This is a genomic window from Citrobacter cronae, assembly GCF_016893685.1.
Classification (GTDB): Bacteria; Pseudomonadota; Gammaproteobacteria; order Enterobacterales; family Enterobacteriaceae; genus Citrobacter; species Citrobacter werkmanii.
The window spans coordinates 1,176,723-1,193,524 of sequence record NZ_CP069763.1 but is presented as its reverse complement, the minus strand read 5'-3'; the positions used below and the strand labels follow the sequence as shown (position 1 = coordinate 1,193,524).

19 protein-coding genes and 1 pseudogene are annotated in these 16,802 nt (G+C 46.9%); 10 read left to right on the top strand and 10 right to left on the bottom strand.

Features of this window, described 5'->3' with window-relative positions:
• Position 1: 1 nt before the first annotated feature.
• Positions 2-865 carry a YicC/YloC family endoribonuclease gene (locus JSN25_RS05310; RefSeq protein WP_006687630.1) on the bottom strand — a complete coding sequence of 288 codons (864 nt, stop codon included), beginning with the start codon at positions 863-865 and terminating at the stop codon, positions 2-4.
• 125 nt (positions 866-990) lie between these two features.
• Here JSN25_RS05310 and rph point away from each other — a divergent pair, with 125 nt between their 5' ends.
• Together rph and pyrE are read left to right on the top strand one after the other, a co-directional pair.
• On the top strand, positions 991-1,707 hold the full coding sequence (gene rph, locus JSN25_RS05305; protein WP_003024054.1) for a ribonuclease PH: 717 nt from the start codon (positions 991-993) through the stop codon (positions 1,705-1,707).
• 65 nt (positions 1,708-1,772) lie between these two features.
• The gene (gene pyrE / locus JSN25_RS05300) at positions 1,773-2,414 is read left to right on the top strand and encodes an orotate phosphoribosyltransferase (RefSeq protein WP_061066836.1); all 642 of its coding nucleotides are present in this window, start codon (positions 1,773-1,775) and stop codon (positions 2,412-2,414) included.
• Between the two features lie 89 nt (positions 2,415-2,503).
• Here the strand turns inward: pyrE and slmA are convergent, their stop codons facing one another.
• The 3 genes from slmA to coaBC form a co-directional block, all read right to left on the bottom strand.
• Positions 2,504-3,100: a nucleoid occlusion factor SlmA gene (slmA, locus tag JSN25_RS05295; RefSeq protein ID WP_003024060.1), complete on the bottom strand. Its 597-nt coding sequence runs from the start codon at positions 3,098-3,100 to the stop codon at positions 2,504-2,506.
• 116 nt (positions 3,101-3,216) lie between these two features.
• Positions 3,217-3,675, bottom strand: coding sequence for a dUTP diphosphatase (gene dut, locus JSN25_RS05290; RefSeq protein WP_048218841.1), 459 nt, complete (start codon positions 3,673-3,675; stop codon positions 3,217-3,219).
• Entirely contained in the window at positions 3,653-4,873 is a 1,221-nt protein-coding gene (coaBC, locus tag JSN25_RS05285) for a bifunctional phosphopantothenoylcysteine decarboxylase/phosphopantothenate--cysteine ligase CoaBC (protein ID WP_087857269.1), read from the bottom strand. Before coaBC ends, dut begins: the two co-directional genes overlap by 23 nt.
• A 171-nt stretch (positions 4,874-5,044) precedes the next feature.
• Between coaBC and radC the strand changes: the two genes are divergently transcribed.
• The 4 genes from radC (at position 5,045) to mutM (ending at position 7,261) form a co-directional block, all read left to right on the top strand.
• Complete coding sequence (radC, locus tag JSN25_RS05280) at positions 5,045-5,710, top strand: RadC family protein (protein WP_038635368.1); 666 nt, start codon at positions 5,045-5,047, stop codon at positions 5,708-5,710.
• 218 nt (positions 5,711-5,928) lie between these two features.
• Positions 5,929-6,165, top strand: a complete 237-nt coding sequence (rpmB, locus tag JSN25_RS05275; protein WP_003024071.1) for a 50S ribosomal protein L28 — start codon at positions 5,929-5,931, stop codon at positions 6,163-6,165.
• Positions 6,166-6,185: 20 nt separating this feature from the next.
• Positions 6,186-6,353, top strand: coding sequence for a 50S ribosomal protein L33 (gene rpmG, locus JSN25_RS05270; protein ID WP_003024094.1), 168 nt, complete (start codon positions 6,186-6,188; stop codon positions 6,351-6,353).
• A 98-nt stretch (positions 6,354-6,451) separates the two neighbouring features.
• Entirely contained in the window at positions 6,452-7,261 is an 810-nt protein-coding gene (gene mutM, locus JSN25_RS05265) for a bifunctional DNA-formamidopyrimidine glycosylase/DNA-(apurinic or apyrimidinic site) lyase (protein WP_038635364.1), read from the top strand.
• Positions 7,262-7,309: 48 nt separating this feature from the next.
• On the opposite strand, the gene coaD is transcribed toward mutM, so the two are convergent.
• A complete protein-coding gene (coaD, locus tag JSN25_RS05260; protein WP_003024099.1) occupies positions 7,310-7,789 on the bottom strand; it encodes a pantetheine-phosphate adenylyltransferase in 480 nt (159 codons plus the stop codon).
• An 8-nt stretch (positions 7,790-7,797) separates the two neighbouring features.
• Positions 7,798-9,075 (bottom strand): lipid IV(A) 3-deoxy-D-manno-octulosonic acid transferase, encoded by a 1,278-nt coding sequence (gene waaA, locus JSN25_RS05255; RefSeq protein WP_069323706.1) that lies wholly within the window; start codon positions 9,073-9,075, stop codon positions 7,798-7,800.
• Between the two features lie 396 nt (positions 9,076-9,471).
• On the opposite strand from waaA, the gene JSN25_RS05250 reads away from it, so the two are divergent.
• Genes JSN25_RS05250 through JSN25_RS05235 form a run of 4 tightly spaced genes read left to right on the top strand, consistent with a single transcriptional unit; the run spans position 9,472 to position 13,493 of the window.
• Entirely contained in the window at positions 9,472-10,596 is a 1,125-nt protein-coding gene (locus tag JSN25_RS05250; RefSeq protein WP_204525502.1) for a glycosyltransferase family 4 protein, read from the top strand.
• Entirely contained in the window at positions 10,589-11,386 is a 798-nt protein-coding gene (gene rfaP, locus JSN25_RS05245; RefSeq protein ID WP_038635354.1) for a lipopolysaccharide core heptose(I) kinase RfaP, read from the top strand. The genes JSN25_RS05250 and rfaP overlap by 8 nt, the downstream gene beginning before the upstream one ends.
• Before the next feature lie 30 nt (positions 11,387-11,416).
• Complete coding sequence (locus JSN25_RS05240) at positions 11,417-12,436, top strand: glycosyltransferase family 8 protein (RefSeq protein ID WP_087857219.1); 1,020 nt, start codon at positions 11,417-11,419, stop codon at positions 12,434-12,436.
• Between the two features lie 46 nt (positions 12,437-12,482).
• On the top strand, positions 12,483-13,493 hold the full coding sequence (locus tag JSN25_RS05235; protein WP_150344419.1) for a glycosyltransferase family 8 protein: 1,011 nt from the start codon (positions 12,483-12,485) through the stop codon (positions 13,491-13,493).
• A 27-nt stretch (positions 13,494-13,520) separates the two neighbouring features.
• Here the strand turns inward: JSN25_RS05235 and JSN25_RS05230 are convergent, their stop codons facing one another.
• The 4 genes and pseudogenes from JSN25_RS05230 to JSN25_RS21995 form a co-directional block, all read right to left on the bottom strand.
• Entirely contained in the window at positions 13,521-14,465 is a 945-nt protein-coding gene (locus JSN25_RS05230) for a glycosyltransferase family 8 protein (protein WP_069323710.1), read from the bottom strand.
• Positions 14,466-15,521 carry a lipopolysaccharide core heptosyltransferase RfaQ gene (gene rfaQ, locus JSN25_RS05225; protein WP_199950885.1) on the bottom strand — a complete coding sequence of 352 codons (1,056 nt, stop codon included), beginning with the start codon at positions 15,519-15,521 and terminating at the stop codon, positions 14,466-14,468.
• Position 15,522: 1 nt separating this feature from the next.
• Positions 15,523-16,536 carry a glycosyltransferase family 2 protein gene (locus JSN25_RS05220; protein WP_204525501.1) on the bottom strand — a complete coding sequence of 338 codons (1,014 nt, stop codon included), beginning with the start codon at positions 16,534-16,536 and terminating at the stop codon, positions 15,523-15,525.
• Positions 16,533-16,802 (bottom strand): annotated as a pseudogene (locus JSN25_RS21995) (O-antigen ligase family protein); the annotation flags it as partial. The gene JSN25_RS05220 and the pseudogene JSN25_RS21995, both read right to left, overlap by 4 nt.

Genomic DNA, 16,802 nt, shown 5'->3' with positions numbered 1-16,802 from the left:
GTTACTCGATATTCTGAATTTGCTCGCGCATTTGCTCGATCAAAACTTTCAGTTCAATTGCGGAGTTAGTCACTTCGGCATTGATAGACTTGGATGCCAGAGTGTTCGACTCACGGTTGAATTCCTGCATCATGAAGTCCAGACGACGGCCAACCGCCTCTTTTTTCTTCAGAATGTTGTAGGTTTCTTTGACGTGAGCTTCCAGGCGATCCAGTTCTTCAGCCACGTCGATACGTTGTGCCATCAGCACCAGCTCTTGCTCAAGGCGGTTATTTTCCAGTTGCACCTGAGCGTCTTCCAGTTTGGCCACCAGACGCTCACGCTGCCATTGCAGAATTTCCGGCATATGCGCACGTACCTTCGTCACTTCAGCGCTGACGCCTTCCAGACGCTGCTCGATCAGCGCCTTCAGCGCCTGACCTTCGGTTTCACGCGCAACGATAAAGTCATCCAGCGTACCGTCAAGCGCAGCGAGGATTTCGGCGGCAATGGCGTCCAGATCTTGCTCCTGGGCTGCCATTACGCCTGGCCAACGCAGGATATCAACCGGGTTAATTTCACCTTCATCACTCTGCATTTTGACCCAGTTAGCAGCACTCACGAGCTGTTTAGCGAGCTTTTCATTCAGAATCAGCTCGCCCTGAGCGCTGGCATCCGGCTCAAAACGCAGCGTACATTCGATCTTACCGCGCGTCAGACGCGTGCGGATGCGTTCGCGAACCACGGGTTCGAGACTACGGAACTGTTCCGGCAGGCGAAAATAAGTTTCCAGATAACGCTGGTTTACCGAGCGCATCTCCCAGGTTGCGCTACCCCATTCACCCTTGATTTCACGCCGGGCGTAGGCGGTCATGCTGCGGATCATAGACGTTCCTGTTTTTAAAGATGAGATGGGAGGATTATAGCCATCCACGTCTTGTCAGGATAGGAATAACCGTCGGAAGTCCGTATAATGCGCAGCCACATTCGTTTCAAGCCGGAGATTTTATCATGCGTCCAGCAGGTCGTAGTGCCAATCAGGTGCGCCCCGTCACCCTGACCCGTAATTATACAAAACACGCTGAAGGCTCCGTGCTGGTCGAATTTGGTGATACCAAAGTGCTGTGTACCGCTTCTATTGATGAAGGCGTCCCACGTTTTCTGAAAGGTCAGGGCCAGGGCTGGATCACCGCAGAATATGGCATGCTGCCACGCGCCACGCACACCCGTAACGCCCGTGAAGCGGCGAAAGGTAAGCAGGGCGGTCGTACCATGGAAATCCAGCGTTTGATCGCCCGCGCACTTCGCGCTGCTGTTGACCTGAAGACGCTCGGTGAATTCACTATTACGCTGGACTGTGATGTTATTCAGGCTGATGGCGGTACGCGTACTGCATCGATTACTGGCGCATGCGTTGCGTTGGCGGATGCGCTGAACAAACTGGTGGCGAGCGGTAAGCTGAAAACTAACCCGATGAAAGGGATGGTTGCCGCGGTTTCCGTGGGCATTGTCAACGGTGAAGCGCTCTGTGACCTCGAGTACGTTGAGGACTCCGCCGCAGAAACTGACATGAACGTGGTGATGACTGAAGATGGTCGCATTATTGAAGTGCAGGGCACGGCGGAAGGTGAGCCGTTCAGCCATGAAGAACTTCTCACCCTACTGGCATTGGCCCGAGGGGGAATCGAATCCATTGTAGCGACGCAGAAGGCGGCGTTAGAAAATTGATTTTAAAGGCGACTGAAGAGTCGCCTTTTTTTTGTCTGTAATAAAGTGAGATGAGGAGCGAATCCATGAAACCGTATCAGCGCCAGTTTATTGAGTTTGCGCTTAGCAAGCAGGTACTAAAGTTTGGCGAATTTACGCTGAAATCCGGGCGCAAAAGCCCCTATTTCTTCAACGCCGGGCTATTTAATACCGGGCGCGATCTGGCACTGCTAGGCCGTTTTTATGCCGAAGCGCTGGTGGATTCCGGCATCGAGTTCGATTTGCTGTTTGGCCCAGCCTACAAAGGTATTCCGATTGCGACCACCACCGCCGTTGCGCTGGCGGAACACCACGATAAAGATTTACCGTACTGCTTTAACCGTAAAGAGGCGAAGACCCATGGTGAAGGCGGTAATCTGGTAGGTAGCGCACTTGAGGGGCGTGTCATGCTGGTGGATGATGTTATCACCGCGGGAACAGCAATTCGTGAGTCGATGGAGATTATTCAGGCTAATGGCGCTACGCTTGCTGGGGTACTGATTTCTCTTGATCGTCAGGAACGCGGTCGTGGCGAGATTTCAGCGATTCAGGAAGTGGAACGTGATTATGGTTGCAAGGTAATTTCGATCATTACCCTGAAAGACCTGATTGCGTATCTGGAAGAGAAGCCTGAGATGGCAGAACATTTGGCAGCAGTGCGGGCATACCGAGAAGAGTTTGGGGTTTAATCGTCGCGGAATTGCCCGGTGGCGTTAAGCTTACCGGGCCTACGGGTTGCACAGGCCGGATAAGACAAAGTCGCCATCCGGCAATCGTGTTACTGCAATTGAGCGGCAACCAGCGGCCAGCGGGTGTCAAAATCATCCGTTGGTCGATACTTAAATTCGCTACGTACAAACCGGGACAACATCCCTTCGCAGAAAGCCAGTAACTGGCTGGCCAGCAGCGTTTCATCCACCGTGTAACCTTCGCCTTCACGCATTCTTTTTTCGCGCAGAACCTGGCGTAACTGGGCCTCAATACGTTCGAAAAGCTGATTAATGCGGCCTTGCAGACGATCCTGTTCAAACATGAGCGCATGCCCGGTCAGAATGCGCGTCAGACCGGGGTTACGTTCACCGAAGCCTAAAATCAGCAGAACGATCAGACGCAGACGTGCGCTGGTGTCCTTTTCATCTTTTAAGATCAGATTGATACGGGTAATCAGACTATCTTCGATAAACTCAATCAGACTATCGAACATGCGAGTCTTGCTGGGAAAATGGCGATACAACGCCGCTTCGGAAACGCCTACAGAGGCTGCCAGTTTCGCTGTCGTGATGCGTTGGCTTCCATCGCTGGACTCAAGCATCAGTGCCAGAGACTGAAGTATTTCTTCGCGACGATTCCTTTTCGCAGTTTGCTTTTCTACCATGTTACAAAATACCCCTGAAAATAAGCTCTTGCCAGGCAGGCATCCACACAGCGACCGCAAACGGCTGTTTGCGGTGTGTTATTGCGTTATTACGCTGTGGGATACTTTTCTGCGGGTTACTTGCGCCCGGAATGGCCGAAGCCACCTTCGCCACGATCGGTGGCTTCAAACTCTTCCACCAGATTAAATTCAGCCTGCACGACCGGTACAAATACCATCTGCGCGATACGTTCGCCCGGTTCAATCGTGAAGCTGTCCTGACCACGGTTCCAGATAGATACCATCAATTGTCCTTGATAGTCGGAATCAATCAGACCGACCAGGTTGCCCAGTACGATGCCGTGCTTATGGCCCAGCCCGGAACGTGGCAACATCACCGCCGCCAGAGAGGGATCGGCAATGTGGATGGCTAACCCGGTTGGCACCAGCGTAGTTGCACCTGGCGCCAGCTCTACGGCGTCATCAAGACAAGCACGCAGGTCAAGTCCGGCAGAGCCAGAAGTGGCGTACGTCGGGAGCGAAAATTGTTGCCCTACGCGCGGGTCCAGAATCTTAACGTCGATTTTTTTCATCATAACGGGTCACGATCTCGTCGAGTAATAATTGGCCCAGGAGTTCTTTACGCTCAAGCGGTAAGATTTTATCTCCATCCTGCCAAAAAAGGTGTAATGCGTTGCTGTCGCTGTTAAACCCTTGATTTGATAGCGAAACGTCGTTAGCACAGATCACATCAAGGTTTTTGCGGATGCGTTTTTGCCGGGCATATTCTTCCACATTATTTGTTTCGGCGGCAAACCCAACGACAAAAGGACGATTAGCATCCAGTGCGGCAACACCGGCGATAATATCCGGGTTTTTGACCATTTTTACTGTTAATTCATCACCCTGCGTCGCCTGTTTTTTGATTTTTTCGGGGGCGACGGTCTCGGCGCGATAATCAGCGACTGCGGCGCAGCCGATAAAAATATGCTGTTGTTGCACCACAGATTGCACGGCGGCTTGCATCTCCAGCGCGGTCATCACATCAATGCGCTGCACAAATGGCGGTGTGGGTAACGAAACAGGTCCCGACACCAGCGTGACGTTTGCCCCGCGTTTTGCGGCAGCGGCTGCGATAGCAAATCCCATTTTTCCGGAGCTGTGATTGGAAATGTAACGCACGGGATCCAGCGGTTCACGCGTCGGACCCGCCGTAATCATGATATTGAGATGTTGCAGATCGTTGACAGGCGAGAAATGTTCTGCGGCCATATCGACAATCGTCAACGGATCCAGCATGCGTCCAGGACCGACATCGCCACATGCCTGGCTACCACTGTCAGGACCCCAAATGAGCAAACCTCGCGAGGCAAGAATGCTCAGATTGTGCTGGGTCGCGGCAGCGCGGTACATCTGCTGGTTCATGGCTGGCAGCACAGCAACAGGAGCAGGCGTTGCCAGACAAATCGTTGAAACCAGATCGTTAGCCATCCCCGCGGCGACGCGGGCAATCAGGTCTGCCGTAGCAGGCGCCAAAATAACCAGGTCGGCCCATTTCCCCAGCTCAATGTGGCCCATCGCGGCTTCGGCTGCGGGGTCAAGCAGGCTGTCGGAAACGGGATAACCCGAAACCGCTTGTAAGCTCAGGGGAGTAATAAACGCTTTTGCCGCTTCGGTCATCGCTACGCGGACGTCAGCGCCGCGTTCCCGTAAACGACGCACCAGTTCAGGGGTTTTGTACGCAGCAATGCCGCCACTGACGCCAAGTACGATTTTTTTACCGGCCAGGCTCATCATGATCTTTCCTGTTGGGTTTCACCAGAAGGCGGATATTTTATCACAATCCGCAATGAGTCGTGCTTTTGCCCGCGCTTCAGTTTGCGAGCCGCTACGAAGAAGTGATAACAGAGCGTCGATTCGCGACAAGCGTTATGCCACTATGCGGACGCGAAAGGAGGGGAAAGCATGGAAAATACAGGACGTATGATGCCCCGGGAAAAGCTATTGGCGCAGGGGGCTGGTTCACTTAGCGATGTTGAGCTACTGGCGCTTTTTTTACGCACCGGGATTCTGGGTAAAGATGTGCTGACGTTGGCAAAAGAGTTGATCCAGCATTTTGGTTCGCTGTATGGCCTGTTATCAGCAGACTATATGGCGTTTAGCCACGTTCACGGTATTGGCCTGGCGAAGTATGCGCAGCTTAAAGGGATTGCCGAACTGGCAAGGCGCTACCATAACGTGCGAGTGATGGAAGAGCGCGCGTTACTTAGCCCGGAAATGGCGCGAGAATTTCTGCAAAGCCAGCTCGCGCAAGAGGAACGCGAGATCTTTCTGGTGATCTTTATGGATTCTCAACATCGTGTGATTAAACACAGCAAACTTTTTTCCGGCACGCTTAGCCATGTTGAGGTGCATCCACGAGAAATTGTGCGTGAAGCGATAAAAATGAATGCGTCAGCGGTGATCCTTGCCCATAATCACCCTTCGGGTTGTGCAGAGCCGAGTAAAGCAGATAAACTCATCACCGAGCGTGTTGTGAAATGCTGTCAGTTCATGGATATCCGGGTGCTTGATCATCTGGTCATTGGGCGCGGAGAGTACGTTTCTTTTGCGGAACGCGGTTGGATTTAACGCACTTTACGCGATCCATCGGGATCTTTGTCTGTTCGGGACTTGAGCATAACGCCGGGTCAGCGTATACTACGCCACCTTTGAGAATCTCGGGTTTGGCATTTGGGCCTGGCAATCGAGAGTTCACTTAGAACTACGCGATGACCGGGCTGTAAAGCCTGACGAGGCGCCGATACCCCATACGAAGCTCGAGCTAATTTGATTTTTGGAGAATAGACATGTCCCGAGTCTGCCAAGTTACTGGCAAGCGTCCGGTGACCGGTAACAACCGTTCCCACGCACTGAACGCGACTAAACGCCGTTTCCTGCCTAACCTGCACTCTCACCGTTTCTGGGTTGAGAGCGAAAAGCGTTTTGTCACCCTGCGTGTATCTGCTAAAGGTATGCGTGTTATTGATAAGAAAGGCATCGAAACAGTTCTGTCTGAACTGCGTGCCCGTGGCGAAAAGTACTAAGTACTAAGAGGAAATAAATCATGGCTAAAGGTATTCGTGAGAAAATCAAGCTGGTTTCTTCTGCTGGTACTGGTCACTTCTATACCACTACGAAGAACAAACGTACTAAGCCGGAAAAACTGGAACTGAAAAAATTCGATCCAGTTGTCCGTCAGCACGTTCTCTACAAAGAAGCGAAAATCAAGTAATTCTCGCTTTGATGTAATAAAAAACCTCGCTTCGGCGGGGTTTTTTGTTTTCTGGCCGTCCCCATATTAATGTGACCTGATACATCGCCGGAGATACTATGCCTGAATTACCTGAAGTCGAAACCAGCCGCCGTGGTATTGAGCCGCATCTGGTTGGGGCAACGATTATGCACGCGACTGTGCGTAACGGTCGTTTGCGTTGGCCGGTATCCGAGGAAATCTACCGGTTGAGTGATAAACCCGTTCTCAGCGTACAGCGGCGCGCGAAATACCTGTTGCTGGAACTGTCGGATGGTTGGATTATCATTCATCTGGGGATGTCGGGTAGTTTGCGTATCCTTCCTGAAGAGCTTCCGGCAGAAAAGCATGACCACGTCGACTTAGTGATGAGTAACGGCAAAGTCCTGCGCTATACCGATCCTCGCCGTTTTGGCGCCTGGCTGTGGACGACAGAGCTCGATGGGCATAATGTTCTCGCTCATCTTGGACCAGAGCCGCTGAGCGACGATTTCAACGCCAGTTATCTGCAGCAGAAATGCGCGAAGAAGAAAACCGCGATTAAACCCTGGCTGATGGATAACAAGCTGGTGGTGGGGGTAGGTAATATCTATGCCAGCGAGTCGCTGTTTGCAGCGGGTATCCATCCTGACCGTCTGGCGTCATCTTTGTCGCAGGATGAGTGCGAACTACTGGTGCGCGTCATTAAGGCGGTTTTGCTGCGTTCGATCGAACAGGGTGGAACGACGCTGAAGGACTTCCTGCAAAGCGACGGTAAGCCGGGCTATTTTGCCCAGGAACTGCAGGTCTATGGGAGAGAAGGTGAACCCTGTCGCGTATGCGGCGCGCCGATCATTGCGACAAAACACGCCCAGCGTACGACGTTCTACTGCCGTCGCTGTCAGAAATAACATTCGTTGCTGGCCGGATAAGCTTTATGTCTTATCCGGCCAGACGTATTACTTTAGTTTACTCATTAACGCCTGATGGACGTTTTCCGGCAGAAAGTGCGTCACATCTCCCTGGTGGCGGGCGACTTCTTTCACCAGTGACGATGAGATAAATGACCACTCTTTAGACGGCATCAGAAAGACGCTTTCCAGTTGCGGCATCAGGTGGCGGTTCATGTGGGCCAACTGCATTTCATACTCAAAATCTGCTACCGCGCGCAGGCCACGGATCAGAATGTTAGCCTGATTATCACGGGCAAAGTTTGCCATTAAGTCGCTGAATCCCAGAACTTCCACATTGCCGAGATGCGCCGTTGCCTGTTGCGCCAGCTCGACGCGTTCTTCAAGGGTAAACATCGGTTTTTTACTGGGACTTGCGGCAATCGCCAGGATCACGTGATCGAACATGCTGGTCGCACGGGTCACGATATCAAGATGGCCGTTAGTTATGGGATCAAAGGTTCCTGGATAAATCGCCCGTTTTTGCATGATTTGCCTCAATGCGTTTTGGGTGGCAGATAAGGTTCCAGCAGCTGCAGCAGGCGCTGTAGCGCGCCCTGATTTTGATACAGGACTTCAACTGCATGACGGCCATAAAAATTACGATAATCGGCATCGGTCAGTAAAGAAGAGACCTCTTTCACCAGCGTGGTTGCGTCGGTGACGGTGATCAATCCGCTTGCCTGTTCGAGACGAGCACAAATATCTTTAAAATTAAAGGTATGTGGCCCCATCAGTACCGGAATGGCGTGTGCCGCGGCTTCCAGTGGGTTGTGTCCGCCACGTTCAACCAGTGAACCACCGACAAAAGCAAGGTCAGCAATGCCGTAAAGCAACATCAGCTCGCCCATGGTGTCGCCGATAACGACCTGAGTATCTGAGGATGGAACTTCGCCAGAAGAGCGTGTGGTATAGCTTAGCCCAGCCTGGCGTACGAGGTTAATGGCATCCGGGAATCGCTCAGGATGTCTGGGAACCAGGATCAGCAAAAGATTAGGAAACTGATTTAATAACGCCTGGTGGGCTGCAATGATAATGCTTTCTTCACCATCGTGCGTGCTGGTTGCAATCCACACCGGGCGATGAGGCGCCCATTGACGACGCAACGTAATCGCTTTGGCGGCCAACTGTGGCGTGACGGAAATATCAAACTTCAGGCTGCCGGTGACGGTGACCTGATTGCTCCTGGCGCCAAGCGTAATAAAACGAGCGCCATCTTCTTCGTTCTGTGCGGCAATCAACGTAATTCGACGCAGTAGCTTACCAACAAATTTGCCTAATTTTGCGTAGCCAGCGGCTGAACGCGCAGAAAGCCGTGCATTGGCGATGACCAGAGGAATACCGCGTTTATGGAGTGCCGCGATCAGATTTGGCCACAGCTCGGTTTCCATGATTAACACCAGCTTGGGGTCAACTTTATTCAGGAAACGGTTCAAAGCATCCGGTAAATCGTATGGCAGATAAATGTGCTGAACGTCAGTACCAAACGCGGATTGTACGCGCTCAGAGCCGGTTGGCGTCATGGTGGTTACCGTGATCGGCAAGTCGGGATAACGATGTCGCAGAGCACGGACTAATGGAATAGCTGCCAGCGTTTCGCCCACAGAAACTGAGTGAAGCATGATGCCGCCTGGTTTTAGCGGACGGCGGTAAAAACCGTAGCGTTCACCCCAGCGTTTACGGTAGGCCGGAGCCTTACGTCCGCGCACCCAAAGCCGTATCCAGATCAAAGGCTGAATAAGGTAGAAAAGGGCGGTGTAAAGCAATTCGAGCATAATGGTAGCTAACTTATGAATGTGCTGGGGATTCTATGTATTTAACTATGGCTTTACCATCATTTTTATCCAGGTCGCAGCAAAACGATGGAATCGTCGCGGCACTGTTTTAATCGGCGGCATTTTTAAAAATGCCTATGAACGTACTGACGCGGCTTAACGTCTTGTGCGGCGCGTGTTTTAAGGTGAATGCGTTAATTTTATATCTTTTTGTTTTTAATGATTTATTTCTTTATTTTGTTCAAAAAATATTCGTTTCGGAATGCGTGGTAATAAATGATATACTACTGCGCAATTTCAGGTAGCTAGCCGGCAGAAACGTTTCGAAAACATGGGCGGTAAACTTTGGATGTATCAGACCTGCTATGCCTGGCGACGCGATGCGGATATTAATGCATGAATATTGCTTTTTGTTTGTACAAGTATTTCCCCTATGGTGGGCTACAGCGTGATTTTCTGCGAGTAGCGCTCACGGTTGCTGCACGAGGTCATCATGTCCAGGTGTTTACCCAGTCATGGCAGGGCGAACGTCCGGAAGGACTCGAAATTATACTCGTACCCGTCACAGCCAGAACTAATCATGGGAAAAACGAGCAATATTATCAGTGGGTTCAGAATTATTTAAGTCAGCATCCCGTCGATCGTATCGTTGGTTTTAATAAAATGCCTGGGTTGGATGTGTATTACGCCGCCGACGTTTGCTATGCGGAAAAGGTCGCCCGCGAGAAGGGCTTCTTCTATAAGTTGACGCGTCGGTATCGGCACTACTCTGCATTTGAAAAAGCGACGTTTCAACAAGGTTCCTGTACCACGCTTTTGATGTTAACCGATAAGCAAATCGGTGATTTCAAACAGCATTATCATACCGAGAGCCAGCGTTTTCGTATTCTGCCGCCAGGTATCTACCCAGACAGAAAATACAGCCTGCAACCTGAAAACAGCAGGCAGATTGTCAGAGAAAAGAATGGTATTGCTCTCGATCAGTTCCTGCTTCTGCAGGTCGGATCAGATTTCAAGCGTAAAGGTGTGCCAAGAAGCTTACACGCGTTGGCTTCTTTACCTGAGACTATACGTCACCGTACTCAGTTGATGGTTGTTGGTCAGGATAAGGCCGATCGTTATCGTGCTCTGGCCCGCCAATTGGGTATTGAAAAGCATGTGCAATTCTTCTCGGGGCGAGATGATGTCGCTGAATTGATGTCCGCTGCTGATTTATTGCTTCACCCGGCAGTTCAGGAAGCCGCTGGTATTGTCTTGCTAGAAGCCGTAGTTGCCGGGCTGCCAGTATTAACTACTGAGGTATGCGGCTACGCAGGTTATATCACTGCCGCCCGATGCGGCATGGTGATTCCTGAACCTTTTGCGCAGGAAAATTTGAATACAGCGCTTTTCGATGCGCTGCAAAATAATGAGCAGAGAAGTCGTTGGGCTGGAAATGCGCGACATTTTGCTGATACAGAAGATCTCTACAGTCTGGCAGATAAAGCTGCAGATATCATTTTAGGTCTCGAAAATGATTGAATTGAAAGAACCATTTGCCACGCAATGGCAAGGAAAAGACCCGTTCACGGAAGTCACTAAGCTGGATGGCGAGGTTTTTCGCGCTCTGGAAACTCGGCGTACCCTGCGTTTTGAGATGATGGGAAAAGGTTACTTTCTTAAATATCATCATGGGACCACACTTAAAGAAGTGGTGAAAAACCTTATTTCTCTGCGCATGCCTGTGCTTGGCGCGGACCGGGAGTGGCTGGCGATTCACCGTTTGCAAGCACTGAATGTGGATACAATGACGGGGGTTGCTTTTGGACAGAAAGGGCTGAATCCGTTAGAACGAACCTCATTTATTATCACCGAGGATCTTTCTCCTGCCATCAGTCTTGAAGATTTTTGCGCCAATTGGGGAGTTGAACGGCCCGATTTTGTATTAAAACGGACCATTATTACCCGCGTGGCGGAAATGGTGGGTAAAATGCATCGAGGTGGGGTAAATCATCGGGATTGTTATATTTGCCACTTCCTGCTCCAACAGCCGATGCCAGCAGATGTTGCGGATATCAAACTCTCTGTGATTGATCTACATCGTGCTCAAATACGTCAGCAGGTACCACGCCGCTGGCGGGATAAGGATTTGATCGGGCTCTATTTCTCCTCACTGGAAATTGGTCTAACGTCCAGAGATATCTACCGTTTTTTACGTGTCTATTTTTCGATGCCATTACGTGAAATCTTTCGTCAGGAAGTCAGGTTGTTTGAACAGGCTGTCACAAAAGCGCAAAAAATAAGACAAAGAACAATAAGAAAAGCGCTATAAATTACACATGAAGTTTGAGGCTATTTTATTATGAACATCGATTTCCAGAAGTTGATCATTCAAAAACATATCATCGACAGCTCTACGCATGACAAGAGTAAAAAACTAAGCGTTGCGTATGGTGTTGATCGTAATTTTTTGTTTGGATCTGGCATTTCTATGACCTCAGTATTAGTGAATAATCCTGATATTGATATCCATTTTTATATCGCCACTGACTATATTGATGACGACTATCTGGAAAGCATAAAACGACTGACACAAATGTACAGTACGACCGTGACTGTCCTTGTTTTCGATAATGCGGCATTTCGTGAACTGCCGAGCACGAAAGCCTGGACTTATGCAATGTACTATCGTTACTTTGCATTTGAATATTTAAGCACCGAATTAAGCTCGGTACTGTATCTGGATGCCGATGTCATTTGTAAAGGTTCTCTACGGGAACTTACTGAGATTAATTTCTGTGGGGAATATGGTGCTGTCATTAATGATGTTGATGAAGTGCGAATTAAATCCGGTACCAGACTCGGTATCCCTGAACTGAGTAATGGGTATTTTAATTCTGGTGTTGTATTTGCGAATCTCGAAGTATGGCGTGAGCAGCAGTTGTTAACTAAAGCATTTTCTATATTAGACAAACGCCAAAAAGAATTGCTTTATTTCGATCAGGACGTACTCAATATTTTGTTTGTTGGGAATGTTATTTTTCTGAGAAGAGACTTTAACTGCATTTATGGCGTTGATCAGGAGCTCAAAAATAAAAACGATAAGATTTATCAGGATTTTATTACCGATGATACGGTATTAATTCACTATGTGGGCGTCACTAAACCATGGCATTCATGGGCTAAATACCCGGTGGCTAAGTTTTTTATTGATGCATATCAGAAATCCGCATGGGCGGAAAAGTCTCTGTTAAACGCAAACACAGCCAAGTTGTATAAGCGTAAGTCACGACATGAAAGAGTGCAGCGAAAATATATCCGTTCTGTTCTAAGTCATGTTATGTATATAAAAAATAAACTACATAATGCACGGTCGCACTAGTCTGTTGTGCAGATAACTTTCAGATAGCATAAAAAAGGTGTAGTACATGAATTTTGATTGTCATCAGTCTATCAAGGATACCATTGAGATCTTTGGTGCTCCAACAGATCATACCCCGCAGCTGAATATTGCATGGGGGGTTGATCAGAATTTTATGTTCGGAGCGGCAGTTTCGATGTCGTCCGTTTTACTACATAATCAAGATATCAGCATTCATTTTCACCTTTTTACTGATTATATTGATTCAGATTATCGACAACGGCTTGAAAAACTAGCAAAAAAATTTGCTACTAATATAACTGTCTATGTAATGAATGCTGAAGGACTAAAGGTCTTGCCATGTGGAAATGCCTGGTCTCATGCGACTTATTTTAGATTTATTGCATTTGAATATCTTAGTGAAAAAATCGATAGTTTGCTCTATATTGATGCCGATGTGGTATGTAAGGGTTCGTTGATTGATTTAACGAATATCCATTTTGAGCATCATGTTGCTGCTGTTATCCAGGATGTTGATGATAGTCGCTCATATGCCGCTACTCGTCTTAATGTTCCAGAGTTTAATGAGCAATATTTTAATGCTGGGGTTATTTTTGCTAATTTAAAGGAATGGAAGGAACAACAATTTTTCTCTAAAGCATTTTCTACTCTGTTAGATAAAACTAAGAAATTTGCGTTTCTTGACCAGGATGTTTTGAATATCATGTTTTTGGGGAAAACTATTTTCTTACCCCGAATTTATGATGCAATATATGGTATTAAACAAGAGCTTAAGAGCAAAGATATTTCAAAATATAAAGAGTTTATAACGCCTGAAACCATTTTGATTCATTATATAGGCGTTACCAAGCCATGGAATTCATGGGCTAACTATCCTTCAGCACAGTATTTTGTTGAAGCGTGGAAGTCTTCTCCATGGGCTGATGTTCCTTTGTTACCAGCCAGAACACCAAAGCAATACAAAAAGAAATCACGGCATGAAAGGCTACAAGGAAAGTATTTCGCTTCAGTAATTAGCTATATCGGCTATTTACGTGCAAAGTTACAAAGTAAGTAAAAAAACTCCCGAAAGGGAGTTTTTTATTTAGCGTAGTTTTGTCTTGAGATATTTCAGATACCATTTGATAGAAGCGCAGTAATTTCCCCTTTTGGCTTCCTGGCGTGAGTAAACCCGATAATCAGTAGGTCTCATTCGTGGAGCATAAGAGCGCATTTCTGTGTTCTGCCATGGTGTGAAATGATGGTAGAAAAGATACAGTTGCTGTGAAAGCCCAGTGTGTTCTTTATACCATGGCTTTCGTCCACCGGTGAAATGGATAATGCGTGGCAGGATATCTTTTTGATAGAAGAAACTCTCTTTTTGTTGGTCGTTAAACCAGTTAAACAAAAAATTCCATCGATTATCAATAAATTTTACGTTGCCATCCATTGCAATATTCAGAGCATCTTGATCAAAGTAAGGTAGAGTTTTTCCTTGTTCAAATAGAACAGTATTTGCTTTGTTTTCGATGTCGAATTTAATCCAATTCGCGATATTAATATACAAAAAACCAGCATTGAAGTAATGACCCGTACTGAGACCCAAGCGTTTGGCATTTTTTGTATCATGGATATCGAGCGAGTCGTGGCTGACTGCGCAAATGACGTTACTGATATCAATACTGTTAATATCATTGAGTTTATCGAAACACAGAGTGTCTGCATCTAAATAGATAAAGTACTCAACTTTATCTTTTAGTAAGCGCGGAACGGCAAGGCGCATATAGGTTGAACGGTTCAGGTGTTTGATTGCAAAGTCATTGTTATATTTCTCAATCTCTTCTTTATCAATATTGATAACCTGAATTTTATCGCTGGTTGCGCGCAGTTTATTGATTTCGTCGTCTGAGACGTCATAGACAAAAACGAAAAATGACAAGTCTTGTCCAGGGTTGTTCATTATGACAGACATAATGGACACTGCTACATATTCCAGATAATTGGCATCTGTACAGTAAGCAATATTAATAACGTTTTTTTTGTTGTCCATCTATGCTTTCTCATTGCCTTTATTATTGCCACTATCATGAAGTACCCTATCGATAGCGTCAATCACGGCTTGCTCCGGTATCCATGTTAAATATTTTTTTGACCTGTCGAGTTCATCTCTGGGAGGCATGGGATGGTAATCGCCAGCCCAAATCAATACAGCATTATCTGACCATGGTCTCCATTGCTGATAATTGGTTGCCCCAAACAGGCAAACCTGTGGTGTTCCTAATGCTGCCGCCATATGCATAGGCGCAGAATCGACCCCGATGTAAAGAACCGCATGGTCGATCAACGCGGCCAATTGCAGGAAGGTTGTTTTGCCTGCCAGTGTCAGGTCAGGTGATGATTGACACTGTTCTGCAATACGCTGGACTTGTTGTTGTTCACTCAATGCTGGCCCACAGGTTAGGTAAACATGCAGGCCACGCTGATGCAGATAGTCAATCACATGGGCAAATTTATCATCATCCCAACATTTGAATTCTTGTCTGGCAGTAGGTTGAATAACGACATATTTTTGTGAAGGTAATGCCGGAAGTTGGGAAACCAAATAGTGGTAATCATCCCGGCGGTAGTGCAGTGACATCTCTTTTTTCAGATCGGTCTCGCTAAACCCAACACCTTTTAGAATGGAGAGATTTTGTTCAACTATATGCGTACCGGTCAGCGGTGTAACCCGTGAAAAAAGCTTGTTCCATTGTTTCTTATCACGCTCAAATGCAATTGAGGGGCGACGTAATGAGGCAATAAGAGCGCCAATCGGCCACTGCTCGGTTAAATTAACGATCAGGTCGTAGTGGTTTTTTTTCAGCTGTTGGCGCACTGAAAGATAATTTTTTACTGTATCTAAAAGGCCTTTCTTTTTCTCAATGAGATAAAACTCATTAATACTTTCATTTGCTGCCAAAATTGATTTCGTATCTTTATAAAGAAGCAGATCGATTTTAGCATGAGGATAACGAGCCTGAATGCTGGCAATGACAGGTGTTGTTAATAGAACATCACCATAAAATTTGAGCTTGCAAATAAGAACACGGTCGACTTTATCAAACATGTTAAAATCCCTTTCGAAACAATAAATTTTTGCATGCAGATAGTATCTTGTATCTTATTTCAGAAATTGATCGGTCGATATGCGGATATTTCATTTTAAGGATTATTTTATTTTTAACGATTTTGGTATCGCAGCATGCAAGTGCATTCTGAATATCATTTAACATACTATCGTTATAACGATAGTAGCCTTTCTTTTTACGTAAAAGTTTGCGGCCTTCCAGAAAACAATTGATGATCATTAATGTGGCGACAGTACGTTTTTCGTTATTTTTATTCACATAGTTATACATTTTTCGCATAGCAAAGAAGATGCTGTCCGCATCGCTATCAATAATGTTTTCGGTAATGCTTTTTTCATTTACCCGATAGTAATATAATTTATTTTCTATCTTTAATATGCAATGACACTTAAAGTATTGAAAGGGACAAAAAATCATGTCTTCATATCGACGATGTTCTTCGAATCGATCGGTGCCAATAATGTCGCGGTGAAAGATTTTTGTCATAAGATGCCATTGCCCGGCACGGAAAGTTGGCAACAGGGGAGCATAGTTATCATCAGCCAAAATAATTTCGTGTTCGGCTAAAGCATGCTTTTCACCAGGTTTGTTCTGATACAGATTGTTGATATCCCTGGTTAAGTTGAATTCCACGATATCATATTTTTCCTCCCTCAGTTTAGGGAGGAGAATAGTGAAATAATCCTTACAGACAATGTCATCGCTGTCGATAAAACCAATATACTTTCCCGTTGCATGGGCAAGCCCAACGTTACGGGTGATTGCAACACCTTGATTTTTTTGGTTTATATATTTAACGTTGTTGCAATTATGCTCACGATAAAATGCCTTGATGCGCTCTTCCGTTAAATCTGTTGAACCATCATTAACAATTATTACCTCCACTTCGTCAGTAATGCTCTGATGGATAGACGCCAACGTCGCTGTGATGAGTTCAGCATTGTTATAAGTGGGAATAATTATGCTCAGCAAATAACCTGAAGCGTTAATCATGGCATTGTTCTCTCGTCGGAATTCGAACTCAGCATTACTGCTACGCATAACGCCAGTACGCTGCTCAAGGCTTCACCTTTGGCATATAATAATAAATCACTCAGGCCATAGATAGCGATAGCGCCTGAGATGACAAACAACAGAGGACTACGTTGCCAGTAAGCTCTTAAAAACATAGCGGTATAGAGTAAGAGTAGCACAACAACCCCGGGGATGCCCTTTAGCGAAAAGGTATCAACAATTTCGTTATGCAGATGAACGTTAAG